General features: G+C 72.4%; 19 protein-coding genes and 1 pseudogene. 13 read left to right on the top strand and 7 right to left on the bottom strand.

Annotated elements, in window-relative coordinates; genetic code table 11:
• Nucleotides 1–45 precede the first annotated feature (45 nt).
• The 4 genes from ABT137_RS38125 to ABT137_RS38110 all read left to right on the top strand — a co-directional run bounded on the left by ABT137_RS38125 (nucleotide 46) and on the right by ABT137_RS38110 (nucleotide 4901).
• Entirely contained in the window at nucleotides 46–288 is a 243-nt protein-coding gene (locus tag ABT137_RS38125; RefSeq protein ID WP_351715979.1) for a DUF397 domain-containing protein, read from the top strand.
• A gap of 155 nt (nucleotides 289–443) precedes the next feature.
• A complete protein-coding gene (locus ABT137_RS38120) occupies nucleotides 444–1346 on the top strand; it encodes a universal stress protein (RefSeq protein WP_351715978.1) in 903 nt (300 codons plus the stop codon).
• Between the two features lie 131 nt (nucleotides 1347–1477).
• Nucleotides 1478–4153: an ATP-binding protein gene (locus ABT137_RS38115; protein WP_351715976.1), complete on the top strand. Its 2676-nt coding sequence runs from the start codon at nucleotides 1478–1480 to the stop codon at nucleotides 4151–4153.
• A gap of 250 nt (nucleotides 4154–4403) precedes the next feature.
• Nucleotides 4404–4901 (top strand): hypothetical protein, encoded by a 498-nt coding sequence (locus ABT137_RS38110; RefSeq protein ID WP_217551936.1) that lies wholly within the window; start codon nucleotides 4404–4406, stop codon nucleotides 4899–4901.
• 6 nt (nucleotides 4902–4907) lie between these two features.
• Here the strand turns inward: ABT137_RS38110 and ABT137_RS38105 are convergent, their stop codons facing one another.
• Entirely contained in the window at nucleotides 4908–6932 is a 2025-nt protein-coding gene (locus tag ABT137_RS38105) for an N-acetylmuramoyl-L-alanine amidase (protein WP_351715974.1), read from the bottom strand.
• Nucleotides 6933–7208: 276 nt separating this feature from the next.
• A complete protein-coding gene (locus tag ABT137_RS38100; protein WP_351715973.1) occupies nucleotides 7209–8348 on the bottom strand; it encodes an aminoglycoside phosphotransferase family protein in 1140 nt (379 codons plus the stop codon).
• 266 nt (nucleotides 8349–8614) lie between these two features.
• Here ABT137_RS38100 and ABT137_RS38095 point away from each other — a divergent pair, with 266 nt between their 5' ends.
• Nucleotides 8615–10111, top strand: a complete 1497-nt coding sequence (locus ABT137_RS38095) for a DNA-binding protein NsdB (protein WP_351715971.1) — start codon at nucleotides 8615–8617, stop codon at nucleotides 10109–10111.
• An 84-nt stretch (nucleotides 10112–10195) separates the two neighbouring features.
• Here ABT137_RS38095 and ABT137_RS38090 read toward each other — a convergent pair whose 3' ends face one another.
• The gene (locus ABT137_RS38090; protein ID WP_351715969.1) at nucleotides 10196–11617 is read right to left on the bottom strand and encodes a PP2C family protein-serine/threonine phosphatase; all 1422 of its coding nucleotides are present in this window, start codon (nucleotides 11615–11617) and stop codon (nucleotides 10196–10198) included.
• A gap of 348 nt (nucleotides 11618–11965) precedes the next feature.
• Here ABT137_RS38090 and ABT137_RS38085 point away from each other — a divergent pair, with 348 nt between their 5' ends.
• Nucleotides 11966–12379: an SsgA family sporulation/cell division regulator gene (locus ABT137_RS38085; RefSeq protein ID WP_351715967.1), complete on the top strand. Its 414-nt coding sequence runs from the start codon at nucleotides 11966–11968 to the stop codon at nucleotides 12377–12379.
• Nucleotides 12380–12519: 140 nt separating this feature from the next.
• Nucleotides 12520–14553: a phosphocholine-specific phospholipase C gene (locus tag ABT137_RS38080; protein ID WP_351715964.1), complete on the top strand. Its 2034-nt coding sequence runs from the start codon at nucleotides 12520–12522 to the stop codon at nucleotides 14551–14553.
• Here the strand turns inward: ABT137_RS38080 and ABT137_RS38075 are convergent.
• Together ABT137_RS38075 and ABT137_RS38070 are read right to left on the bottom strand one after the other, a co-directional pair.
• Nucleotides 14543–15568: a Gfo/Idh/MocA family protein gene (locus ABT137_RS38075; RefSeq protein ID WP_351715962.1), complete on the bottom strand. Its 1026-nt coding sequence runs from the start codon at nucleotides 15566–15568 to the stop codon at nucleotides 14543–14545. The genes ABT137_RS38080 and ABT137_RS38075 overlap by 11 nt on opposite strands.
• Before the next feature lie 66 nt (nucleotides 15569–15634).
• Complete coding sequence (locus tag ABT137_RS38070; RefSeq protein ID WP_351715961.1) at nucleotides 15635–16729, bottom strand: baeRF3 domain-containing protein; 1095 nt, start codon at nucleotides 16727–16729, stop codon at nucleotides 15635–15637.
• Nucleotides 16730–16897: 168 nt separating this feature from the next.
• Between ABT137_RS38070 and ABT137_RS38065 the strand changes: the two genes are divergently transcribed.
• Both ABT137_RS38065 and asnB read left to right on the top strand, forming a co-directional pair.
• Nucleotides 16898–17677, top strand: a complete 780-nt coding sequence (locus ABT137_RS38065; protein ID WP_351715959.1) for an alpha/beta fold hydrolase — start codon at nucleotides 16898–16900, stop codon at nucleotides 17675–17677.
• Between the two features lie 323 nt (nucleotides 17678–18000).
• Complete coding sequence (gene asnB / locus ABT137_RS38060; RefSeq protein ID WP_351715957.1) at nucleotides 18001–19839, top strand: asparagine synthase (glutamine-hydrolyzing); 1839 nt, start codon at nucleotides 18001–18003, stop codon at nucleotides 19837–19839.
• Between the two features lie 31 nt (nucleotides 19840–19870).
• Here the strand turns inward: asnB and ABT137_RS38055 are convergent, their stop codons facing one another.
• Nucleotides 19871–21481, bottom strand: a complete 1611-nt coding sequence (locus tag ABT137_RS38055; protein ID WP_351715955.1) for an alpha/beta hydrolase — start codon at nucleotides 21479–21481, stop codon at nucleotides 19871–19873.
• 281 nt (nucleotides 21482–21762) lie between these two features.
• On the opposite strand from ABT137_RS38055, the gene ABT137_RS38050 reads away from it, so the two are divergent.
• The 3 genes from ABT137_RS38050 to ABT137_RS38040 all read left to right on the top strand — a co-directional run bounded on the left by ABT137_RS38050 (nucleotide 21763) and on the right by ABT137_RS38040 (nucleotide 24403).
• Entirely contained in the window at nucleotides 21763–22446 is a 684-nt protein-coding gene (locus ABT137_RS38050) for a chaplin (protein ID WP_351715954.1), read from the top strand.
• 251 nt (nucleotides 22447–22697) lie between these two features.
• On the top strand, nucleotides 22698–23552 hold the full coding sequence (locus tag ABT137_RS38045; protein ID WP_351715953.1) for a GNAT family N-acetyltransferase: 855 nt from the start codon (nucleotides 22698–22700) through the stop codon (nucleotides 23550–23552).
• Between the two features lie 74 nt (nucleotides 23553–23626).
• Nucleotides 23627–24403 (top strand): GNAT family N-acetyltransferase, encoded by a 777-nt coding sequence (locus ABT137_RS38040; RefSeq protein ID WP_351715951.1) that lies wholly within the window; start codon nucleotides 23627–23629, stop codon nucleotides 24401–24403.
• Nucleotides 24404–24516: 113 nt separating this feature from the next.
• On the opposite strand, the gene ABT137_RS38035 is transcribed toward ABT137_RS38040, so the two are convergent.
• Complete coding sequence (locus tag ABT137_RS38035) at nucleotides 24517–24780, bottom strand: GlsB/YeaQ/YmgE family stress response membrane protein (RefSeq protein ID WP_351715950.1); 264 nt, start codon at nucleotides 24778–24780, stop codon at nucleotides 24517–24519.
• A 217-nt stretch (nucleotides 24781–24997) separates the two neighbouring features.
• Here ABT137_RS38035 and ABT137_RS38030 point away from each other — a divergent pair.
• Nucleotides 24998–25746 (top strand): annotated as a pseudogene (locus ABT137_RS38030) (hydrolase); the annotation flags it as partial.

The raw sequence follows: 25746 nt of genomic DNA, 5'->3' as shown, positions 1-25746 counted from the left end.
AAAGCTAGGCTGGCCGCGGACGACGAATTCGGGAGGAGCACGGACGTGGCCGAGAGCACCATCCAGCAGCAGCCGGTACTGGGCTGGGAGAAGCCGGAGCTGGACCTCAGCGGGGCCGATTGGCAGTCCAGCAGCCGGGGCCTGGGGGATGTCCAGATCGCCTTTGTCGAGGGATTCATCGCGATGCGCAACAGCGGCAGCCCGGAGAGCCCTTCCCTGATCTTCACCCCCGCCGAATGGGGTGCCTTCGTGTCGGGGGCCCGGGAGGGCGAGTTCGACCTCACCTGAGCACCTCCCCCGGTCCTGCCGTTGCGGCAGAGAGGTGAACCGGGGGGTGTTCCGCAAGGATTTCCGGACACGTGACCAGCAGCGCCCTTCCGGGGCCGCCGCCTGAGACAGGCTGGCCCCGGACGGGGAAGGTCGTATTCCGGAGGTGAGGAACGATGAGCGCTGCGCCGGTCATCGCCGCGGCGGACGGTTCGGACGACAGCCTGCGGGCCCTGGACTGGGCCGTGCAGGCGGCCCGGCAGCGGGACGCACCACTGCGGGTGGTCCATGTCCGCCAGTACGCCGCCTGGGGGCAGCCCGACGTCCTGGTCGCCGGGGAACCGGACGAGGGAGGTGACCCCGTGCTCGACGAGGTCCGGGACCGGCTGTCCACCGGTGGCGTGGGGCTGACCGTCGAGTACGTCGCCATGGAAGGCGTGCCGAGCGCGCTGCTGCCCGAACTGGGCGCCGACGCCCAGCTGTTGGTGCTCGGCTCCCGGGGCCGCGGCGGCTTCGCCAGCCTGCTGCTCGGCTCCAACGGCATGGCCGCCGCCCGCGACGCCGCATGCCCGGTGGTCGTCGTACCCCGGCCCGGGCGGGAGGTGCACGAGGAACTGCCCGCCGAGCCCGGGCCCCGGGTCGTCGTCGGCCTGGACGTGGACAGCCCCGACGACGCCACCCTCGCCTTCGCCTTCGCGGAGACCGACCGGCGCGGCGCCCGGCTCCAGGTGATCGCCGCCTACCCGTGGCCGGTGCAGAGCTGGTTCGCGGCCGGGGAACTCGTCCCGCCGGCCGTCGACCAGGACGAGGTGGAACAGGAGACCCGCACCCTGGCCGAGGGCTTCCTCGCCCCGCACCTCAAGGACCGCCCGAACCTGCGCGCCGACGTCCTCGCGCTGCCCGGCGACGCGGCCGGCCTGCTGGTGTCCGCCTCGAAGGACGCCGCGCTGGTCGTCGTCGGCCGCCACCGCCGACGGCTGCTCGCCCCGGCCCGCATGATGGGCTCGGTCACCCACGCCGTGCTGCTGCACGCGGCCGCCCCGATCGCGGTGGTCCCGCCGTCGCCACCGCAGGAGTGATGTCAAGTCCCTTCGCCCAGTTACCGTCAGTAGGGGGCGGATCACCGCCGCGAAGCGTACGCTGAGCTGCCTGCAAGCCACGGTGCGCGCCCGCCCCCCGCGCTCGCGTACCACCGTGGCGGGGGGTGGTCATGGGACAGCGGGTCCTGCGGAACCGACGGACGCTCTACGAGCGCGACAGCGAACTCGCCGCCGTCGACGAGGCGTTGGCCGAACTCACCGGCCTGGGCGCGGACCGCGCGGCACCGGGCGACCGGCCGCTCGGCGCCCTGCTCGCCTTCGCCGGCCGGGCCGGCATAGGCAAGACCACCCTGCTCGCCGAGGTCCGCCGCCGGGCCGCCGCCCAGGGCTGCACCGTGCTCTCCGCGCGCGGCGGCGACCAGGAACAGCGCGTCGCCTTCCACGTCGCCCGCCAGCTCCTGCAACCCCGCCTCGCCGGCGCACCGGAGGCCGAACTCCGCGCCTCGCTGGGCAGTTGGTACGACATCGTCGGCCCGGCCCTCGGCCTGTGCGCCCCGACCGAGGGCGCCCCGCCCGACCAGCAGGGCCTGCGCGACGGCCTCGACTGGGTGCTCACCCATCTCGCCGTGCGCCAGGCCCCGATGGTCCTCGTCCTCGACGACGCCCACTGGGCCGACCCCGAATCCCTCGGCTGGCTCGCCGCGTTCGCACCGCGGGCCGAGCAACTCCCGCTGCTCGTCGTCGTCGCGTACCGGCCCGACGAACTCCCCGAGCACGCCGACGCGTTCCGCGGCCTGCCCGGACGGGCCGGCGGCCGCCCCCACGGCCTCGAACCACTCAGCTCCGACGCCGTCGCCGGCCTGGTCCGCGAGAGCCTCGGCGACCACGCCGACGACGCCTTCTGCCACGAGTGCTGGGCCGTCACCGCCGGCAACCCCTTCGAGGCCGTCGAGCTGACCGCCAAGGTCCACGACCGGGGCCTCGACCCCACCGAGGCCGGCGCACCCCTGCTGCGCGACCTCGCCGCCGCCGTCAAGGGCAGCGGTCTCCTCGCCCGCCTCGAACGCCTGGGCCCCTCCGCCGTCCGGTTCGCCTGGGCCTGCGCGGTCCTCGGCACCGAGATCCATCCGGCGCTCGCCGCCGCCGTCGCCGGCCTCGGCCACGAGGAGGCCGCCGACGCCGCCGACGCCCTGCGCGGCGCCCGTGTCCTCACCGGCGCCGAGACCCTGGAGTTCGTCCACCCGCTGATCGCCACCGCCGTCTACCGGGCCATCCCGCCCGCCACCCGGGTCGCCCTGCACGGCCAGGCCGCCTGGTGCGTGACCGACGACGGCCAGGGCGCCACCGCCGCCGCCCGCCATCTCCTGGAGACCCATCCCGAAGGCGACACCTGGGTCGTCCGGCAACTGCGCGCCGCCGCCGGCGAGACCCTCCGGGCCGGCGCCCCCGACACGGCCCGCGCCTACCTCGCCCGCGCCCTGCGCGAACCCCCGCCCGCCAAGGAGCGCGCCGCCGTCCTCCACGAACTGGGCAGCGCGTCCCTCCTCACCGAGCCCGCCACCACCGTCAACCACCTGCGCGCGGCCCTCCAGGAGCCCATCGCCGAGCCCGCCCTGCGCCACCACATCGTCTACCGCCTCTCCCAGGTCCTCGCCCACAGCGACCGCCTCGCCGAGGCCTCCGAGACCCTCGCCCGCGAGATCCACGTGACCGGCGACGCCCGGGTACGGCTCCGGATGCTCTCCGAACAGTTCATGTGGGACGCCTTCCGCGCCGACGAACCCGACCACCCCTCCCGCTCCCGCCGCCTGACCCGGCTCGCCGACCGGCTCCGCGGCCGCGACCTCACCGAGCGGTACGTCATCGGGCTGCGCACCTGGGACGCCGTCCAGCGCGGCGAACCCGCCGACGTCGCCCTCCACCACGCCGAACGCGCCCTGGCCGGCGGCCTCGGCTGGGCCGAGGCCGACCGCGGGTTCGAGGTCCCCGTCCTCGTCGCCCTCGCCTTCATGTACGCCGACCGGCCCGACCGCACGGAGGAACTCTTCGCCGCCGGGATCGCCGACTTCGAACGCCAGGGCTGGCGCGGCGCCCACCTCTCCTTCGCGTACACCCTCCTCGGCTACGTCCGCTACCGCCGCGGCCGCCTCGCCGAGGCCGAGGAGCACGTCCGCTCCGGCCTCCGCCTCGCCGAACGCGTCGGACCCGGCACCCCGGCCCACTGGTACGCCGTCGGCATCCTCATCCAGACCCTGCTGGCCCGCGGCCGCACCGACGAGGCCACCCGCCTCGCCGAGGACCATGCCTTCCGGGAGCCCTTCCCGGCGGCCGTGGTCTTCCCCGACGCCCAGACGGTCTACGGCGAACTGCTGCTCGCCCGCGGCCTCACGAAGGACGCGGCGGCCGAGCTCTCCGCGGCCGGCCGTCGCCTCGAACCCCGCGGCATCCGCAACCCCTCCTGGTGCCCCTGGCAGCTCCACCTGGCCCGCGCCGAAGCCCACGACGCCCCGGAACGCGCCCTCACCACGGCCCTGGCCGCGCTGACCCGCGCCCGCCGCTTCGGCGCTCCGTCGGTGATCGGCCAGGCTCTGCGCACCGCGGCAGAGGTCTCGACGGGCGAGGCCCGCCTGGCGTACCTGCGCGAGTCGGTGGCCCACCTGGAGCGCTCCCCGGCGGCCTACGAGCTGGCCTGTGCCCTGGTGTCCCTGGGCACGGAACTCCGCGACGCCGGACTGCTTCGCAGGGGTCTGGACACCGCCGTGCAGTGTGAAGCGGACGCCTTGGCGGTACAGGCCCGTGCGGAGCTGACCGCAGCGATGGAGCAGACCGAGGGCGCAACCCCCTAGGGGCGCTGGGGGAGGAACTGCGCGACCAGCCACGACGGCGCCGCACCTGGCGCAGGACCGGCACCCACCACGGCGAACACCGCCCGGCACGGCACCGCCGATCACCACCGTCGTGGCTGGTCACCGCTGCGGCGGATCAAGAGGGCCGGCCGAGCAGGAGAGCCGGCGGAGCAGGAGCGTACAAGGGCCGGGCGACCCGCACCCCGCACTGATCCCCACCCCACAACCCCGGCCCCGTACCATGGAGCGCATGTCGTTCCTCCGTCGCCGCAGCGCCACTCCCGCCGGCCCCGACTTCGACGTTCTGGCCATGGACCCGGGTGACTGGCCCGGCAACCTCGGAGCCGGGCTGCTGCCCGCCCCCGACGGCACCTGCCAGGGCGTCTTCCTGCGCTACGACCTCTTCGGCGGCCGCGGCCCCGCGATGATCATCGGCAACCTCCCCGAGGGCTCCCCGGCCCGCGAGGTGGAGGAGGACGAGATCCCCTTCGAGGTCGGCCAGCTCCTCCTCGCACTAGAGAACGACGAGGACGTCACCGTCGTCGGCACCGAGGACATGCCGGTCCTGCAGGGCGACAACCTGCTGATCGTGCGGCGGCTCAAGCTCTCCGAGAGCCGGATCTCCTGCGTCCAGTTCGACCGCAGCGACGGCGTCCTGGTGACCATCGCGGCCTGGGACCGTCCGATCACCGACGACCTGTACGCCCTGCTGAAGCCGCTCCCGGCGGAGCTTTTCCAGCAGGGCTGAGGCCGGCTACTTCCCGTGGCCGTGGCCGTGGTGCCGCCCGGTCTTCGCGGCCGGCACCACGTCGACGTCGGCCGCGCGGACGAACTCGACCCGGTGGCCGTACTGGATCTCGTAGTACAGATCCTTGCCGACCACGACCCTGTGCGAGGCGGTGTCGAAGGTGACGGCGTAGTAGTACTCGCCCGGCACCTCGTCGCCGGCCACGTACTTCTGGCCCGCCGGGATCGTGTACGGCAGCGGGGAGATCGACTGGGCCGGTACCCCGGAGGGGTACGCGGACGCCTCCGGATAGGCGCGGCCGTACACCGGAATGCTGGTCAGGCCCGCCTTCGGCATGATCACCACCCCGGCCGCGCTCACCGCCGCCGGGGCGCTCGCCGGGTTCTTGAACCACGCCTTCTGCCCGAGGTACCAGATCGCCGTCCAGTCCCCCCAGGTGTCCGCCACCGTGTACTGCTGGCCGGTGGAGGCCCGTGAGGAGAGGTCGTTCACGTCGGTCGTCGGTGTCGTGCCCATGCCGATGTCCTTGATCAGGGCCGAGTTCTCGTCGTGGTCGGAGTACAGCCGTACCTCGCCGGACCCGTGCGCGGCGCAGGGCTGGCCCTTGGTGACGCAGCCGGTGTACGTCGGCTGGTTCGTGGCGTAGTCCGGCAGGACGGTGACCACACCGCCCGTCACCACCCGGTGTTTCTTGCCCGCCTTGTGCTTGAAGGGGTGGTCCAGCAGCTCGAAGTAGTGCCGCCAGTCCCAGTAGGGGCCGGGGTCGGTGTGCATCCCGGGGATCGTGGACGTGGTCGGGCCGGGCACGGTGTCGTGGCCGAGGATGTGCTGCCGGTCCAGCGGGACGCCGTACTGCTCGGAGAGGTACTTCACCAGCCGTGCCGAGGAGCGGTACATCGCCTCCGTGTACCAGGCGTCCGGCGAGGCGAGGAAGCCCTCGTGCTCGATGCCGATCGACTTGGCGTTGATGTACCAGTTGCCCGCGTGCCAGGCCACGTCCTTCGCCTTGACGTGCTGGGCGATCAGACCGTCGGTGGAACGGATGGTGTAGTTCCAGGACACATAGGTCGGGTCCTGGACCAGGCCGATGGTGGTGTCCCAGGAGCCCTCGGTGTCGTGGATGACGATGTACCTGATGCTCTGCGAGGCCGGCCGGTCGCCGAGGTCGTGGTTGCCGTAGTCGTTGTCCCCGAACTGCGCGTAGGGCGCGGGGATCCACTCGCACGACACCGTTGTCGGGCATTCCGTCTCGTCGTCCGCAGCCGTCGTGCGCAGCCCGGTCAGCTTCAGCTGCGCGGTGTCGGCCCGCAGCTCCGGCTGGGCGGCGAGGGCGACGAACTGCCCCGCGTCGGTGGTGCGCTCCTCGCCCGTGTGGAGGACGTCGAACACGTCGTTGGCGTACGCCCCCGCGGTCGCCGTGTCGTCGGCGCCGGAGAAGCGGGCGATCGCGCCGTACCAGTTCCCCGGATCGGCGCTGAGCGGCTGGTGCAGGTCCCGCTGGGCGGCCGCGAGCAGGGCGGCGCCGCCGGCCACGTTCGCCGCGGCGTCGGTGCGCAGTCGCTCGGCCGGGATCCCGGTCAGCGCGGCGGCCTTCGGGAGGGTCTTGAGGCGGGCCGGGAGCACGGAGTTCCGCGGGACCTGCACGCTGGGGTGGAGGGCGGGGCGGGCGCTGTCGCCGCGGGCGTCCTCGGTACCGTCCGCGAAGTGCTCGGTGGCCGTCGCCAGCGCGGTGTGCGCGTCGGTGAGGTGCATCGGGCCGTAGCCGCCGGTCACGCTGGGCGCGCCGTCGTGCGTGTCCCAGCGGGACTGGAGGTAGGAGACGGCGAGCAGCACGCTCTGCGGCACGTGGTACTCGGTGGCGGCGGACGCGAACGCCCGCTGGAGCAGTCCGGCGGACGACTCGCTCGTGTCCGGGGGCGGTGCCGCGCCCAGCAACGGCAGCAGCAGAGCCGCGGCGACGACGGCTCCGGCCGTCCTGCGCGTACGTCTGCCGCGGTGCGGGGGTGCGGGCTCGGTGACGGATCCTCGCAATGCAGCCTCCTGGGGCGATGGGGCGCGACGGGGCGTGCGGGGCTGAGCGTGGCTCAGTGGTACCGGCTTGCCGACGATCCGTCAATCATGCCCAGAGAGGCCGGAATTCCCATGTCATACGAAGATCGTGGGAGTTTCGCGGTGGCGGCCCGCAGGCCTGCGGGGCGTCAGTGGCGTACACCAGTGGGCGTCCCCTGCACCCCAGGAGAGATCCCCGGACATGCGAGGATCCGCGGTGCGCAGTTGCCCCGAGCGCACCGCGGATCCTCGTCCCCGTCAGCGAGTGCCGACCGCCGCGCGCACGGCCCGGCGGGCCAACTGGCAGTCGTCGTGCAGCCGCCGGAGCAGCAGCCGCTGTTCCTCGCCGGTCGGCGCGGCGCCCGGGTGGGCCGTACCCGGTGCCGCCGGGGTCGCGTCGTGCATCGAACGCTGCACGGCGGTCTCGTAGGTCCGGATCTCCCGGGTGAGGACCAGCATCAGGTTCACCAGGAAGGCGTCCCGGGACGCGGGTCCCGCCGACTGGGCGATCTGGCTGATCTGACGGCGCGCCACCGGAGCGTCGCCGAGGACCGACCAGAGCGTGGCCAGGTCGTACCCCGGCAGATACCAGCCCGCGTGCTCCCAGTCCACCAGCACTGGACCGGCCGGGGACAGCAGGATGTTCGAGAGCAGGGCGTCGCCGTGGCAGAACTGGCCCATCCCCTGACGGCCCGCCGCGACCGCGATGCCGTGCAGCAGCTTCTGCAGGTCACCCATGTCCCGGTCGGTGAGCAGACCCAGCTCGTGGTACCGGGCGATCCGGGCCGGGTAGTCCACCGGGGCGTCGAAGGTGCCCGCCGGGGGCCGCCACGCGTTCAGCCGGCAGATCGCGCCCAGTGCGGCCCGGATGTCCGCCCGGGGCGGAGCCTCCGCCGGGTGGCGGTGGACCGCCGCCACCCGGCCGGGCATCCGCTCGATCACCAGCGTGCAGTTGTCCGGATCCGCCGCGATCAGCCTCGGCACCCGGACCGGCGGCCGGTGCCGGACGAACGAGCGGTATGCGGCTATTTCGTGGCGGGTCCGCTCCGCCCAGGCGGGGGAGTGGTCCAGTAGACACTTCGCCACGGCCGTGCTGCGCCCCGTCGTCCCGACGAGGATCACGGACCGCCCGGTGCGGCGCAGCACCTGCACCGGAGCGAACTCCGGGCAGATCCGGTGCACCGACGCGATCGCGGTGCGCAGCTGCGCACCCTGGGGGCCGGACAGGTCGAGTCTTCCGCTGAGGGGCTGGGTGCCGGGTCCCGCGGCGCGCCGCTGCCGGCCCACGACCGGTACGGCGGCCCCCGGACGCGCGGGGTCGAGATACGGTCCGCCGCCCGCCGGGCGGGGGCGCAGCGACCGGGGCGGAGCGGACACGGAGGACGATGCTGCGTACATGGGCGATACAGATCCCTTCGTGTACCTGCGGTGCCTGCCTGAGAAGTCCTGTGAGGGGTTCTCGCGCCCAACCCGTCCCGGCCGCCCGGGCACACCCTGGGGAGTGTGCCCGTCGAGTGGCGACCGGGTCGGGGTGGCGCGTTCCTACCTGACACCCGTTGCCCAGTGGCACACCATCTGGCGCACCCTGGCGAACCGTGGCGAATAGTCGCCCGGCAACTGGCACCGGGCTACTGTCAACTCAGCCGAGAACCTGGGGGCTTGACGTGACCGGAGAACCCAACACCCGCCTCTCGGACCTGTTCGGCCTGGCCGGCTGGTCCAAGGGCGAACTCGCGAGGCTGGTCAACCGGCAGGCGGCGGCCATGGGCCACCCCCAGCTGGCGACCGACACCTCCCGGGTGCGGCGGTGGATCGACACGGGAGAGATCCCGCGCGATCCGGTGCCGCGGGTGCTGGCGGCTCTGTTCACCGAGCGTCTCGGCCGTGTCGTGACCATCGAGGACCTCGGTCTGGTACGGCACGGGCGTACGGGAAAACGGCCGGACGACGGGAACGTGGAACATCCCGACGGCATGCCGTGGGCGCCCGAACGAACCGCCGCGGTCCTCACCGAATTCACGGGAATGGACCTCATGCTCAACCGACGCGGCTTGGTGGGTGCGGGTGCCGCGCTCACCGCGGGATCCGTACTCAGCAGCGCCATGTACGAGTGGCTGCACACCGACCCCACACTCAAGGCCGACGCCCCCGTCCTCGACGATCCTCTGCACGCCGACCCCGCTGGGTTCGACCGCTACGAGGCCGCCCCCATCGGGTCCGAGGAGATGGAGGAACTGGAGCGCTCCGTCGAGGTGTTCCGCGCCTGGGACGCGGCCCGCGGCGGCGGGCTGCAGCGCAAGGCAGTGGTGGGACAGCTCAACGAGGTGGGCGGCATGCTCGCCTACCGCCACCCCGAGCATCTCCAGCGGCGCCTGTGGGGCGTCGCCGCCAACCTCGCCGTCCTCGCGGGCTGGATGTCGCACGACGTCGGCCTGGAGCCCACGGCCCAGAAGTACTTCGTCATCGCCGCCCACGCGGCCCGTGAGGGCGGCGACCGGCCGCGTGCCGGGGAGGCGCTCTCCAGGGCGGCTCGCCAGATGGTGCACCTCGGCCGGCCCGACGACGCACTCGACCTGATGAAGCTCGCCAAGTCCGGCTCGGGCGACGAGGTGCTGCCGCGCACCCGGGCGATGCTCTACACCATCGAGGCCTGGGCTCAGGCGTCGATGGGCAAGGGCCAGGCGATGCGCCGCACCCTCGGCCACGCGGAGGACCTGTTCGTCTCCGACCGGGGCGACGTGCCGCCGCCGAGCTGGATGCAGATGTTCAGGGAAGAGGACCTGTACGGCATGCAGGCCCTCGCCTACCGCACGCTGGCCGAGCACGACCCGGCCGCGGCCGTGCACGCCCAGCACTATGCGGAGAAGGCCCTGGCCCTGCGGATCGACGGCCGCCAGCGGTCGAAGATCTTCGACTTCCTGTCCATGGCCTCCGCCTGCTTCATCGCGGACGACCCCGAGCAGGCGGACCGTTACGCCCGGCTGGCCCTGATGTCGATGGGGTCGAACTCCTCCCACCGCACCTGGGACCGGCTGCGCGAGATGTACCGGCTCACCGCCGAGTACGCCGGCTACCCGAGGATCCAGGAGCTGCGGGAGGAGATCAAGCTGGCCCTGCCCAAGGCCAGGAGCAAGGGGAACCACAACAGCGCACAGGCATAGGGGGCCGGTGCGCTCGACACGAGCCGGCTGATCGCATCAGGGCGGCAACCGTTGCCCGTCCCTGTGCTGCGTTCTGCGGTCTGCCTATTCACCCACCTTGGCGACGAGCACGCAGGCCTCGTCCTCGCGCTCGCTCTCGCCGAACTCCTCGACCACGGCCCTGACACAGTCCTGGGCGGTGCGTGCCGCCCCGAACCGGGGGGCCAGGCCGAGGAGCGCGCCCAGAGAGTCGGCTCCGCTGTGCCCGGGCACCACCCCGTCGGTGTGCAGCAGGAGCAGATCGCCCGGTTCCAGGGTCACTTCGGCCTGCCCGTAACCGGCTCCCGAGGTGACTCCGAGCAGCACGCCGTCCGGCGCGCTGAGCGCGCACCCCGTCCCGCCGCGGAACAGCAGTGGGGCGGGGTGTCCTGCCTGTGCCCAGGTCAGGGTGCGGGTGGCCGGGTGGTAGCGGCAGCAGACCGCACTGCCCAGCGCGGGTTGCACGGTGGCGTCGAGTAACCCGTTCAGCAGGGACATGAGCTGCCCCGGCCGGGTGCCGGCCATCGCCATCCCGCGTACGGCGCCCAGCAGCATCGTCATGCCCGAGGCGACGGCGACGCCGTGTCCGGTGAGGTCGCCGACGCTCAGCAGGGTGTCGCCGTCGGGCAGCTCCAGCGCGTCGTACCAGTCGCCGCCCAGCAGGGTTCCGGTCCCGGACGGCAGGTGGTGGGCGGCGACGTCGAGCGTGCCCGGTCCCCGGCGCGGCAGCCGCAGGGCACCGCGCCCGGGCGGCAGCACGGCCTCCTGGAGTTCGACGGCGAGCCGCTGTTCGGTCTCGGCCCGCCGGCGGTGCCGCTGCATCGTGTCCCGGCTCTCGCGCACCGTCCGCTGGCTGAGCCGCAGTTCGCTGACGTCCCGCAGTACGGCCCACATCGAGGCGGTGCTGCCGTCGCCGTCGAGCACCGGCTCGCCCATCATGTGGACGGTCCGCACGTTCCCGTCGGGCCGCAGGACGCGGAACTCGCCGTCGATCGGCTTGGCGTCGACCAGGCAGGCGGTGACCATCGCGGTCAGCCAGGGCCGGTCCTCGTCCAGTACCAGGGCGGGCAGTTCGTCGAGGGTGAGCGCGGGCGCGGCCGGGTCGCGGCCGAGGATCTGGAAGAGCTCGCCGGACCAACTGGCCTCGTCCGTCAGGAGGTTCCACTCCGCGCTGCCGACCCGGCTGAGCAGTGAGCCCGGCGCGGGCGCGGAGCTGCGGGCGGGTGCCGCCTCCACACCGGCCGGCAGGGGTGCCGGTCCGTCCCGCAGCTGGGCCAAGTGCTCGTCCAAGTCGTTGAGCTGATGGAGTGCCAGGTCGTACAGGGCCCGCTGCCAGCGCTCCTCGGGGTCCGAACCCGAGCTCGGGGTGTCCCGCCGCACCGCGTCCACGTCGCCCTTCAGCCGCCGCGTCTGCGATATCAACGCCTCGACCGAGCCGCGCCCGGGCGGCTGGGCTGCGGGGCGGTCCGCGGAGACATGGGACGGCATGACGCACTCCGATGCGGGGACTGAACGGCCAAGGCGGACGGTGGGACCGGTTACGACTGTTGCACAGCCTGCGACGCCCTGTAAGGGATTTGGCAACACACGATACGGTGGTGCTTCTGGCATATGCCAGAGTCTTCATGGGCTGGTCGGCACCCATGAATGGTGTACGCGATCGGTGGCGCAAGTCGTAGTACCGCTACGTGACTTGGTGGACTTCGCGGGATCTCGGTGTCGCGCTCGGGCGGTTGTTCGACGCCTCTGTGTTCACAGTGTCGCGGTCTCGGCCAACCGCGGCAACTCTGTCCGGATTTCGCGTCATGCGAGGGGCATTCCCGGAGTCCTACAGGCATGGACATCACTTTCGAGCAAGCCGCCCGGGCCCGGCTGATCACCGCCGAGGACGAGGAGGTCCCGGTGCCCGCCACGCTCCGGTACACCTCCGGTGATCCGCTGGCCGTCTTCGTCGACTTCCCGGCCGAGGTCACCCTCGGCGGCGAGGAGGTCACCTGGACCTTCGCCCGCTCGCTGTTGGACCAGGGGCTCAGCGCGCCGGCCGGGCGCGGGGACGTCCACATCTGGCCCTGCGGCCCGGGCCGTACGGCCGTGGAGTTCCACTCGCCGCACGGCCTCGCCCTGCTCCAGTTCGACACCCAGGCGCTGTTCCGGTTCCTGCAGCGCACCCACGAGGTGGTGGCCCCGGGGCGGGAGGACGTCGAGGCCGTCGTGGAACGAGGTCTGAGCACGCTGTTCGGGGGCGTGTGAGGCGCACGGGGCGCTACCGACCCGTACTTTGACTTTTGTTCACTCCCGCCTCACCGATCCGGACCGGAGCCTGCCGACCGCCCCGTGCACCCTGGCGCGCGGTGTGCCGCACGGGCGCACCGGTGACGAGGACGGGGCGAATGACACCGATCAGCCGAAGAGGCTTCGTGGGACTGGGCGCTTCCGTTGCGGCGGGCATGACGGTGGGCGCCGCCGGTCCACGGACCGTGGCCGCGGCCGCGGCCCGGAGCACGGCGACCGGCACGATCTCGGACGTCAGGCACGTGGTGATCCTCATGCAGGAGAACCGCAGCTTCGACCACTACTTCGGGCGCCTCAAGGGCGTCCGCGGCTTCGCCGACCGCAGCGGCATCACCCTGAGCGGCGGCTATCCGGTCTTCAACCAGCCGAACGGCACGGGCCGCCAGTACCCGTGGAAGCTCAGCGCCACCCCCGACGCGGGCGGCAAGGACGGCGAGACCCTCGCCCAGTGCAACGGCGACCTCCCGCACTCCTGGTCCTCCCAGCACTCCGCGTGGAACAAGGGCCGGCTCGACAACTGGGTCGCGGGCGTCGGCAACGTGCGCTCCCTCGGCTACCTGGACCGCGCCGACATCCCCTTCCACTACGCGCTCGCCGACAACTACACGATCTGCGACGCCTACTTCTGCTCCACCCTCAGCGCCACCGGCCCCAACCGCACCTACCTGTGGAGCGGCAAGGTCGACTCCGCCAGCTACGACGGCGGCGACGAGTCGGGCCTGACCTGGCAGAACTACGCCGAGGCCCTGCAGAGCGCCGGAGTGACCTGGAAGGTCTACCAGAACGCCCAGGACAACTACGGGGACAACGGCTGCGCGTACTTCAAGAACTTCGCGAACGCCAAAGCGGGCAACCCGCTGTACGACCGGGGCATGTCCTCCGTCCCCGCGGTGACCGGCTCCACCCCCGACGACATCGCCGCCGCGATCAAGGCCGACGTCGTGGCCGGCACCCTCCCGCAGGTCTCCTGGGTGGTCGCCAACCAGGCGTTCTCCGAGCACCCCTACGCCCCGCCCGGCGACGGCGCCCACTTCGTCAACCTGGTCTACCAGGCCCTCGCCGCCGACGCGGACGTCTTCGACTCCACCGTCCTGTTCCTCAACTACGACGAGAACGACGGCTACTTCGACCACGTCCCGCCGCCGGCCGCGCCCGCGGGCACGGTCGGTGAGTTCCTGAACGGTGTGCCCTACGGCTTCGGCTTCCGGGTCCCGATGATCGTCATCTCGCCCTGGACCCGGGGCGGCTGGGTCTCCTCCGAGGTCTTCGAGCACACCTCGGTGCTGCGCTTCCTGGAGACCTGGACGGCGGCCCTCGGCAAGCCCGCGAACAGCCCCAACATCAGCGCCTGGCGGCGCGCCGTGAGCGGCGACCTGACCGGCGTCTTCGACTTCGCCAACCCGGTCTACGGCGCCGTGTCCCTGCCCGCGACCAGTGTCATCGGCTACTCCACCTGCGGCCCGCTGCCCAACCCGGTGCCCACCACCAACGCCCTGCCCGCCCAGGAGACCGGCACCCGCCCGGCCCGCGCGCTGCCCTACCAGCCGAACGGCTACCTGGACCACCTGGAGTTCGGGACGAGCGGCACGATCCGCGCCTGGTTCACCATGGCCAACCAGGGCACTCCGGCGACCCGGCCGGCCCACTTCTCCATCCACCCGAACGCCTACCGGGACACCACCCCCTGGCAGTACACGGTGGACGCCGGCTCCACCGCCTCCGACTACTTCAACATCGGCACCGGGTACGGCGCCGGCAAGTACGACATCACCATGGTCGGCCCCAACCGCTTCCTGCGCCGTTTCCAGGGTGACGCCACCAAGGCCGGCAAGTCGGCCGAGGTGAGCACCCGTTACGCCGTGGAGTCCGGTACCGGCAAGCTCGCCGTCTGGTTCAAGATGGCCAACACCGGCTCCACGTCGGTGAAGTTCACGATCACCTCGAACAACTACCGCACCGACGGCCCCTGGACGTACACGGTCGCCGCCGGATCCTCCACCGAGGACTACTTCAACGCCGTCGCGTACCAGGGCGGCTGGTACGACTTCACGATCACGGTGGACTCCGACACGACCTGGTCGCGCCGGTTCACCGGCCACCTGGAGACGGGCGCCGCCTCCGTCAGCGGCTGAGGTCCGCGTACAGGTCCGGGCGCGGGGCGAGCTCGACGGCCGTACGGCCGCCGCTCTCCAGTGCCCGGACCCCGGCCTCGGCGACCACGGAGGAGGCGTAGCCGTCCCAGGCGCCCGGTCCGGTGACCCGGCCCTGCCGGGTGGCGTCCACCCAGGCCTGCACCTCGCGGTCGTAGGCGTCGGCGAACCGCACCAGGTAGTCCTGGGCCACCTCCTCGCGGGCGCCGCCGGCCGCGGTGACCAGCATGGTGTGGTCCTCGCCGATCCGGGCGCTGCCCTTCTCACACACGGCCTCGCAGCGCACCTGGTAGCCGAAGCCGCAGTTCACGAACACCTCGACGTCGACGAGGGCGCCCCCGTCGGTCTCGAAGAGGACCAGCTGCGGGTCGAGCAGCCCCTCGGGGGCGCCCGAGGAGGGCCGGGGCCGCAGTACGGTCACCGCGGTCAGTTCCTGGCCGAGCAGCCAGCGGGCCGCGTCGATCTCGTGCGACACCGAGCTGTTGATCAGCATGGCGCTGGTGAAGCCGGGCGGCGAGGAAACGTTGCGGTGGGTGCAGTGCAGCATCAGCGGCCGGCCCAGGCTTCCGCCGTCCAGCAGCGACTTCAGGCGCCCGTACTCGGCGTCGTAGCGGCGCATGAAGCCGATCTGCGCCAGCCTGCGCCCGAGCCTCGCCTCGGCCTCCACCACCCGCAGCGCACCGGTGGAGTCCGGCACCATGGGCTTCTCGCACAGCACCGGGAGCCCGCGCTCGAAGGACGCGAGCAGCGGCTCCTCGTGCGCCGGGCCCGGAGAGGCGATCAGGACGGCGTCGACACCCGGCGCGGCCAGGGCGGCCAGCGGATCCGCGTGCACGGTGACGCCGTCCAGACCGGCCGCCGCCTCCTTGGCGCGGTCGAGGTCGGGGTCGGCCACCGCGGCCACCCGCGCGCCGCTCACCACCTGGTCCAGACGCCGTATGTGGTCGGCCCCCATGTGTCCGGCACCCAGCACCGCGACGCCCAGCAACTCAGCCACGCCCACGCACTCCCTCTCGGCCGACGATCACGCTCCAGAGCCTACGTCGGCCGGATGAGGGGCTCGTCAGTAGCGCAGCACGCCGGCGATGCCGTTCTCGTCGCCCAGGGTGCCGTCCGGGACGAAGCGGACGTCGGCGCCGGTCTCCAGGCACTGCTCGACGATCTCGTCCACGATGTCGTCGCGGGCGTCGAGGTCACCGCTGACGGCCGGGATCAGGTGGTCGCCGTCGTCGCGGACCGTGGTGCGGTAGTTCTCCTCGACGGCGAGCAGCCGGACCCGGCCCTCGCGGGCGTTCTGCCAGACCTCGTCGACACCGGCCGCGAACGTCTTGTGACCGCGCGCGGACTCGAGTTCCCGGGTCACCGACGCGGTGCTCCGGCGGTTCTCCGCCTGGAGAAGCGGGGTGATCGCCTGCCACACGGCTTCCGGGCCGGCGTGCGCGAGACCGCCGTGCTGCACGGGGATGCTGTGCCTGGCGACGTTGCCGAGCTCCTCCCACAGGGAGAGGGCGGCCTGCTCGCCGGTGACGTACAGCGGCCGCGGCTCTTCACGCAGCAGCGCTGCCATCGCGGTGTTCGCCTCCCGCAGGAAGTGCTTGGTGTCCTCGTCGCGGAAGGTGCTGGGCATGTCGCCGATCTGTTCCCGGCGCTCGGCGTCGAAGTTCTCCTGGCTTCGGTTGAGCGGGAAACCACCGGCCCGGCTCTCGGTGACCCGGTCTACGCCGCCGTTCCACAGGGCGACGCGGTCGGCCGAGATCGACAGCACCCAGAACGGCCGCTCGGCGGCGTGCGCCGAGACCAGGTTGCGGGTCAGGAAGGTGTCCGAGAGCACCACGCGCTCGGGCACGCTGCGGGCCAGCGACCACACCTGGTGCTCACCCGGCGCGGCGAAGATCACCAGACCGTCCTCGGTGTACGTCAGGTCGACCTCGGCGAGAGCCTGTTCGAGCTGCCTGACGACATCGGAGCGGCGGTCCCGGGTGACCGAGGGATCGGACTCCAGCTGCTTCTTCGCCTCGGCCACGACATTGCGCAGCCGGACGGAATCCTGGGCGTTGTCCGGCTCACGACGGTGTGTCGGCGTCAGCACGGAGACAGCGGGATAGGGGCGCGGGCGGCGCAGCTCGGCAAGGGTCGAAGGACTGAGTGCGTGCTCCATATCAGCACCATAGGACCGATTCGCCATTGCGGCATTTGGGGTAATTCTCGGACGCCGTCGGATCCGGGGTGCGCCGTAACCGTGTTGAGGCCCGGCAGCCGGTGACGGCGGGCCGGACGGCCGGTTACCGTACCCGGCAGTAACCGGATCACGCCCCAGGAGGCCCCCATGCCGCAGTTCGAAGTCGACGGAGCGGCACTGGCGTACGACGACGAGGGCCCTCGCGACGGCGGCGTCGCACCCCTGGTGTTCATCCACGGCTGGACCGCGAACCGGCACCGCTGGGACCACCAGGTGGCGCACTTCGCCCAGGAACGCCGGGTGATCCGGCTCGACCTGCGCGGCCACGGCGAGAGCACCGGGGCCGGCGTGAAGACGGTCGCCGAACTGGCCCAGGACGTGGTCGCGCTCCTCGATCACCTGGAGGTGGACCGTTTCGTCCCCGTCGGTCACTCCATGGGCGGCATGATCTCCCAGACCCTCGCACTGGCCCACCCCGAGCGGGTCGAGCGGATGGTCCTGGTCAATTCCATCGGCCGGATGACGTACAGCCGCGGCCGCGGGCTGCTGATGGCGGCCTCGACCCTGGTGCCGTTCAAGCTGTTCGTCGCCGCCAACATCCAGCGCGCCTTCGCCCCGGGCTACCCGCGCGAGCAGATCCGGGAGTACGTCCGGGCGTCCGCCGGCACCCCGCGCGAGGTCGTCATGACGCTGTACGGCGCCATGCGGGCGTTCGACGTCCTCGACCGGGCCGGCGAGATCACCGCGCCCACCCTGATGGTGCACGGCTACCACGACATCCAGCTGCCGGTGGGGCAGATGCTGCGGATGGCCAAGGCCTACCCGGACGCCGAGGTCCGGATCGTCGACGCGGGCCACGAGCTCCCGGTGGAGCGGCCGGCCGAGCTGACGGCGGTGCTGGACCGGTTCCTGACGCCGGCCGCGTAGCGCGAACCCACGACAGCACCAGGTGACCGGCGCCCGGCGAAAGCCGAGGCGCCGACCCGTTTGGGGAACTTTTTGCGCTTGGCCTGTTCGGGCCGGACGGAGCCCGGTGTGAGGCGGGTTTGCGGGCCTCGCGCGGGCAAAAGGCGTCCGAAAGAGGGGGTGGGGTACTCCGTTCGTGTTACGGCCAGGTTGACCGGCCGAGTTCCCGGGCGCACGCTCGTCATATAGGTGCTGAATACAAGTGGTTCGCTCGGGCAATTGCCGGCGCCACGGAACCGCAGGTGGCGCGCATTGCCCGGCTGACCGGCAGCAGGAGGTAGCGCATGTGTGGCATCACCGGCTGGGTCTCCTTCGACCGTGACCTCACCACCGAGAAGCGCGCATTGGATGCAATGACGGAGACCATGGCCTGCCGTGGCCCCGACGACCGGGGTACCTGGAGCGAGGGCCCCGCCGCCCTGGGGCACCGCCGGCTCGCGATCATCGACCTGCCCGGCGGCCGCCAGCCGATGACCGTCCGCACCCCGGACGGCACCGTCGCGATGGTCTACTCCGGCGAGGCCTACAACTTCACCGAGCTGCGCCGCGAACTCGCCGCCCGCGGCCACGAGTTCGCCACCGACTCCGACACCGAGGTCGTGCTCCGCGGCTACGTCGAGTGGGGCGACGCCATCGCCGAGCGGCTCAACGGCATGTACGCCTTCGCCGTCTGGGACGGCCGCCACGACAAGCTCGTGATGATCCGCGACCGCATGGGCATCAAGCCCTTCTACATGTACCCGACCCCGGACGGCGTCCTGTTCGGCTCCGAACCCAAGGCGATCCTGGCCAACCCGCTGGTCCGCCCCCGCGTCGGCCTGGACGGTCTGCGCGAGCTGTTCACCATGGTGAAGACCCCCGGGCAGGCCGTGTGGGAAGGCATGCGCGAGGTGGAACCCGGCACCGTCGTCACCGTCGACCGCCACGGCCTGCGCACCCGGGTCTACTGGCGGCTGGAGACCCGTCCGCACCCCGACGACCGGGACACCACCGTCGCCACCGTCCGCGAGCTCCTCGACGACATCGTGCGCCGCCAGCTGGTCGCCGACGTGCCCCGCTGCACCCTGCTCTCCGGCGGCCTCGACTCCTCCGCCATGACCGCCCTCGCGGCCCGGCAGCTCGCCGTGCAGGGCGAGAAGGTCCGCAGCTTCGCCGTCGACTTCGTCGGCCGGACCGACAACTTCGTCGCCGACGAACTGCGCACCACCCCCGACACGCCCTTCGTGCACGACGTGGCCCGCCTGGCCCGCACCGACCACCAGGACATCGTCCTCGACGTGGCCAGCCTCGCCGACCCCGCGGTCCGCGAGCGGGTGATCCGGGCCCGCGACCTGCCGGCCGGGTTCGGCGACATGGACACCTCGCTCCTGCTGCTGTTCCGGGCCGTCCGCGACCAGTCCACCGTCGCGCTGTCAGGCGAGTCCGCCGACGAGGTGTTCGGCGGCTACCTGCAGTTCTTCGACGAGGGGGCCCGCACCGCCGACACCTTCCCCTGGCTCTTCCAGTTCGCCCGGCACTTCGGCGACGACGCCGGCGTCCTGCGCACGGACCTCGCCAAGTCCCTCGACCTGGAGAACTACATCGCCGACGCCTACCACTCCGCCGTCGCCGCCATCCAGCGCCTGGACGGCGAGAGCGACTTCGAGTACCGGATGCGCCGCATGAGCCACCTGCACCTCACCCGGTTCGTCCGCGCCCTGCTCGACCGCAAGGACCGGATGAGCATGGCCGTCGGCCTGGAGGTCCGGGTACCGTTCTGCGACCACCGGCTCGTCGAGTACGTCTACAACGCGCCCTGGGCCCTCAAGTCCTTCGACGGCCGCGAGAAGACCCTCCTCCGCGAGGCCACCCGGGACGTGCTCCCGCAGTCCGTGTACGACCGGGTCAAGAGCCCCTACCCGTCCACCCAGGACCCGGAGTACGGCCGCGCCCTCCAGGAGCAGGTCAAGGACCTGGTGGCCCGGCCCGACCACCGGGTGTTCGACCTCGTCGACCGGGAGAAGGCCGACCGGGCGGCCCACCGGGCCGAGCTGAGCACCCAGGCGGACCGGCGCGGCCTGGAGCGCACCCTCGACCTGGCCCACTGGATCGACCTCTACGACCCGGAGCTCACCCTGTCCTGAGCTCTGGGCTCTGGGTTCTGAGCTCTGGGTCTCAGCCCGGCGAGTCGGTGACGGCGCGGCCGTCACCGTCCGCCGGGCAGGAACTGCCGTCGGGCGGCAGCGTGCCGTACAGCAGGAAGTCGTCGACCTTGCCGTGCACGCACGTGGACGACGTGTACCCGGTGTGGCCGTCGCCCCTGTTGTCCAGCACCACGGCCGACGGACCGAGCCGCTTCGCCGTCTCGACCGTCCAGCTGTACGGCGTCGCCGGGTCACCACGGGTGCCCACCAGGAGCATCGGCGCGGAAGGCACGTCCTTCACCTCGTCGCGGATGAAGTCCGTGCCGCGCGGCCGGCCGTAGCACAGCAGCACCTGCGTCAGCCGGTACCGGCCGAACACCGGGGACGCCTGCTGGTACTCCTTCTGCAGCCGGGCGACATCCTGGGTGAGCCGCAGGGCGCTCGGCCGGTCCGGGTCGTCGGCGCAGTTGATCGCCATCAGCGCGGCCGACAGGTTGTCCACGGGGATGTCCGCGCTGTCCACGAGCCCGCCGGCCGGCCTGTGCCCGTGCGGCAGCGCGTAGCCGCCGGACGCGAGGTTCTGCACCCCCCGGGTGTCTCCGTCCTCGGTCAGTGAGGCCAGCGCCCGCTCCATCAGCGGCCACAGTTCCCTGCCGTAGAGCCCCTGCCCGAGGGCGTCCACCAGGTCCTGGCCGGTGAACGGGCCGCCGAAGTCGGAGGGCACCGGGTCCTCGTCGAGGGAGCGCACCAGCTTCAGGACCGCCTCGCCGGCCTTGCGCCGGTCCTGCCCGAACGGGCACCCCCGGTCGGCGACGCACCAGTCCAGGAAGTCGTCCAGCGCCGTCTGCTGCCCGCGGGCCCCGGCCACCCCCTGCTCGGCCAGCGACTCGGTCAGCGTGTCCACGCCGTCCAGGGCCATCCGGCCGACGTTGTGCGGGAACTGCGCCGCGTAGACCGCGCCGAGCCTGGTGCCGTAGGAGAAGCCCAGGTAGTTCAGCTTCTTGTCGCCGAGCGCCTGGCGGATGACGTCCAGGTCCCGGGAGGCGTTCACGGTGCCTATGTGGGACAGTACCGGCCCGGAGTTCCTGGTGCACCGCAGCGTGAGCTGCTTCAGCGCCTTCATCAGGGCCTGCGGACGCGCGACGTCGGGCGGCTCGTCGACACCCGCGTCGTCCGGGGCGCCGCCGGTGCCCTCGCCGCAGCTGACGGGGGAGGAGCGGCCGACCCCGCGCGGGTCGAAGCCGACCACGTCGTAGCCGTTGGTCAGGCCCATGAACTTCTTGCCGTCCTGCCCGAGCTGGCTGACGCCCGAGCCGCCCGGGCCGCCGAAGTTCAGCAGCACCGAGCCCCGCGACGTCCCGGTCGCCCGGTAGCGGGACAGCGCCAGGTCGAGGGTGCCCTCGGCCGGCCGTGCGTAGTCGAGGGGGACGGTGACCTTGGCGCACTGCATGTCCTTGGGCAGCGCCACGTCCTTGCACGCCGTCCACCCGACCTTCTGCCGGTAGAACCGGGTCAGGTCCGGCTGGTCCCCGCCCTCGGCCGTCGCGGTCGCGGGCAGCCCGGCGCCCAGCAGCGCCAGCGCTACGGCACCGGCGCCGGCGCAGCGCCGCAGGGCGGGCCGGGTACGGGGCACGGCAGGCATCGAGGGCCTCCAGGGACGCTCCGTGGCGGACCGGATACAGGGCTTTCGCTCACCATAGGCGGGCTCCGTGAGGCCCGCCTCCCGGCGGGCGGGGCGGGCCGGGGCGCCTTACCGTGCGCGCGACCATCACCTTTCGGAGCCCTTGCATACTTTTGCCGCCGGTTCGATACCAGTGTCACTCGGTGGGGTGAAATGTGGATAAGCCATAACTCACATGGTTCGTCTGCGTTTTAACCGCTGCGGGCGAGCGCCCGCAATCATGTCTGGAAGGCAGGGAACCTATGAAACGGGTTACCCGAAACGGTGTGATCGCCGTCGCTGCCGCCTCCGGTGCGATGGCCGTGGCGGTTCCGGCCTGGGCCGACGCGGGCGCGGACGGTACGGCGGCCGGTTCGCCCGGGGTGGTCTCCGGCAACGGCATCCAGTTGCCGGTCGACCTCCCCGTGAACGTGTGCGGGAACACCGTGAACGTGGTGGGGCTGCTGAACCCGGCGGCCGGCAACACCTGCGTGAACGAGGGCGGCGGCGACGCCACCGACGGCGCGCCCGGCGGCTCGGCCACGTCCGGTGGCGCGTCCGCGCAGGGCGCCGAGGAGGGCTCGCCCGGGGTGGTCTCCGGCAACGGCATCCAGCTGCCGGTCGACCTCCCGGTGAACGTCAGCGGCAACAGCGTCAACGTGGTCGGCGTCCTGAACCCGGCCACCGGCAACACCTCGGTGAACGCCTCAGGCGACCACCCGAGCCCGCCGAAGACCACCACCCCGGAGCCGCCCACCGTCAAGCCGCCGGCCCCGCCGAAGGCCCACCACGAGCCCAAGGCGCACGACCCCGCCGCGCCACCGGCCCGGGCGACCCTCGCCCACACCGGCACGGACCTCACCGGCGCCGCCGTGGCGGGCAGCGCGGCGCTGCTGCTCACCGGGACCGCCCTGCACCGGCGCTTCCGCCCGGGCCGGACGCGCTGACCGGCCGGCGTGATACCGGGGCGGGCTGACACGCCGCGCATCGGCAGGCCCCACCGGCCCGACCGGTGGGGCCTCCGCCGTGCCCGCGGGTCGCCCGGCGCCGAGCGGCCGGCCGGTGGACCGGAACGGCACGTGGCACGTCAACGGCTTGATCCCGTCGTGGCACGGCCCCCGGTGATCGGGAAGGATGCTGCGGGCGCGCGGCGCCGGTCGCCGCGCTGTCGGACCCCGTTACGGAATGGAGCGCATCGATGACCTCTCCGGCCCCCCAGGACCTCGTCGTCACCCGGGCCACCCCCGACGACTGGCCGGTGATCGTCGGCTGGGCGGCCGACGAGGGCTGGAACCCCGGGCTGTCGGACACCGCCGCCTTCTTCGCCCAGGACCCCGACGGGTTCTTCGTCGGCCGGGTCGACGGCGAACCGGTGTCGGCCGTCTCCGTCGTCAACTACGGCGCCGACTACGCCTTCCTGGGCTGGTACCTGGTCCGCCCCGACCTGCGCGGCCAGGGCCACGGCCTCACCACCTGGAAGACCGCACTCGCCCACGCCGGCAACCGCACCGTCGGCCTGGACGGCGTGGTGGCCCAGCAGGACAACTACCGCCAGTCCGGCTTCGAACTCGCCTACCGCACCGCCCGGTTCGTGGGCGAGGCCCCCGCCGCCGAGACCCCGGCCGGCGTCCGGCCCGCCCGCGCCGCCGACCTGGCCGCCATCACGGCGTACGACAGCGCCTGCTGCCCGGCCGACCGGCCGCGCTTCGTGGCCGCGTGGCTGACCACCACCGGGCACACGGCCCTCGTCCGCCACGACGGGGACCGCCTCACCGGTTACGGCGTGATCCGCCCCGGCCGCGACACCCTGCGCATCGGCCCCCTCTTCGCCGACACCGCCGAGGACGCCCGCGCCCTGTTCACCGCCCTCACCGCCGAGGCGGCGGGCGACCAGGTCGCCATCGACGTACCGGAGACCAGTACGGCGGGGGTCGCCCTCGCCGAGGCGGCCGGCTTCGCCCCCTCGTTCGAGACCGCCCGCATGTACACCGGCCCGGTCCGCGACCACGCCCGCGAGCGGGTCTTCGGGGTGACGACGCTCGAACTGGGCTGACCTTCGGCCCCGGGCATCCGGCGGCCACGGGAAATGGTGTTGCCGCCGTCGCGCCCGGATGGTGGAGTGCTCGGATGGATCATCAAGCCGTGCTCGCTCTGTACGACCGTGACATGCGCGAGGGCGCCCGGCCCGACGAACCCGGCGCCCGGATCGAGCGCGTGGGCGCGGTGGTGCGCCAGGTGGCGGACGCCGAGGGATGGAACGGCATCCTCTGGTCGGACCTGGACGAGGCGACCGCGGATCGTGCGATCGCCGGGCAGATCGACTTCTTCGCCGCCCAGGGGCGGGAGTTCGAGTGGAAGGTCTACGGCCACGACCAGCCGTCGGACCTCGGTGACCGGCTGACCGCGGCCGGGTTCACGCCGGAGCCGCAGGAGACCCTGATGGTCGGCGAGGTCGCCCGGCTGAGCCTCGACGCCGGGCTGCCCGACGGCGTACGCGTGGTGCCCGCCACGGACCGGGCGGGCATCGAACTCGTGGTGGACGTGCACGAGAAGGCCTTCGGCACCGACGGTTCGCGGCTGCGGCACCGGCTGCTGACGCGGCTCGCCGAGCAGCCGGACAGCGTGGTCGCGATCGTCGCGCTGGCCGGGGACGAGCCGGTCAGCGCCGCCCGGGTCGAGCTGGTGCCCGGGGCCGGGTTCGCCGGCCTGTGGGGCGGCGGCACGGTGGAGGGCTGGCGCGGGCGCGGTGTGTACCGTGCCCTCGTCGCCCATCGGGCCCGGGTCGCCGCCGCTCACGGTTGCCGGTACCTGCAGGTGGACGCGTTGCCCACGAGCCGGCCGATCCTGGAACGGCTCGGTTTCCATGCCCTGACCACGACCACGCCGTACCTCTCTCCGGCGTAGGCGGCAAGGCCGTCGGCCGACGCTCGGTCGGCTGACCGCCACCGGGCGCCGCCGGCGCGGCGGGGCCGCACCACTCCTCGGTGCGGCCCCGCCGCGCCCGGGGCGCGCTCAGGTCACCGGCGTCCCTTGGTGCGGTCCAGTGCCGCGATCCCCAGCGCCGCCAGGGCGATCTGGATGAACCACTCGATCCAGTCGGGGCCCTTGGTGTCGGCCACGCCGAAGCCCGCCGCGAGCGCCGAACCCAGCAGCGCCGCCACGATGCCGACGACGATGGTCCACAGGATGCCGATGTGCTGGCGGCCCGGGACGACCAGGCGCCCCAGCACACCGATGATGAGTCCGATGACGATGGCGCTGATGATGCCCGAGATCTCCATGTCCGCCCCTCTTCGTCTGTACCCCGCTGCTGTCCAATCTGCCCGCTGAATCCGGCGGCAGTCCCGTCCGGTTGTTACAGCGGTTTTCTGTTCACCGACCTGACATGCCATGTACCTTTCAATGAGTCGACGCGTGTAGAAATCTCAAGCACGTTCTACGCGCGCAGAGTTGGCGCCCGCACCGCCTCTACCCCACCCCCTCACGGAGGTTCGCCGGATGCTTGGATCCAGCAGATCCCGCCACAGACTCACCACCGCCCTGGCCGGGTTCGGACTGCTCGTCACGGGAGCCGCCCTCCAGGTCGGCACCGCGGCCGCCCCCGCCCACGCGGCCACCACCTACCGTGTCCTGTTCGACGACGGCCACGCCGAGGAGGCCGGCAACGCGGACTGGATCATCTCCACCAGCAAGCCCGACCCGCTCTCCCAGGACTCCTCCCCGTCCTCGGAGACCGACTGGACCGGCGCGCTCTCCTCGTGGGGCGTGGCCCTCCAGAAGACCGGCAGCTACAGCATGAAGACGGCGACCAGCGCGCTCAGCTACGGCGGTTCGTCGACGACCGACCTGTCGAACTTCGACGCGCTGGTGCTGCCCGAGCCGAACACGCTGTTCACGACCGCCGAGAAGACGGCGATCATGAACTTCGTGAAGAACGGCGGCGGTCTCTTCATGATCTCGGACCACACCGGCGCCGACCGCAACAGCGACGGTGAGGACGCGGTCGAGATCCTCAACGACCTGATGACGAACAACAGCGTGGACTCGACCGACCCGTTCGGCTTCTCCATCGACTCGCTCGACATCAGCTCCGGCTACCCGGCCGCCATCAGCGACAGCAGCGACGCCGTGCTGAACGGCTCCTTCGGCACCGTCACCAAGAGCCTGATCGCCGACGGCACGACGGCGACGCTCAAGCCCTCCGACAACTCCGCCGTCAAGGGCCTGGTGTACCGCAGCGGTTACTC

The sequence above is a fragment of the Streptomyces sp. NPDC001980 genome (assembly GCF_040296885.1).
Classification (GTDB): domain Bacteria; phylum Actinomycetota; class Actinomycetes; order Streptomycetales; family Streptomycetaceae; genus Streptomyces.
This window is presented reverse-complemented; position numbering and strand designations above follow the sequence as displayed.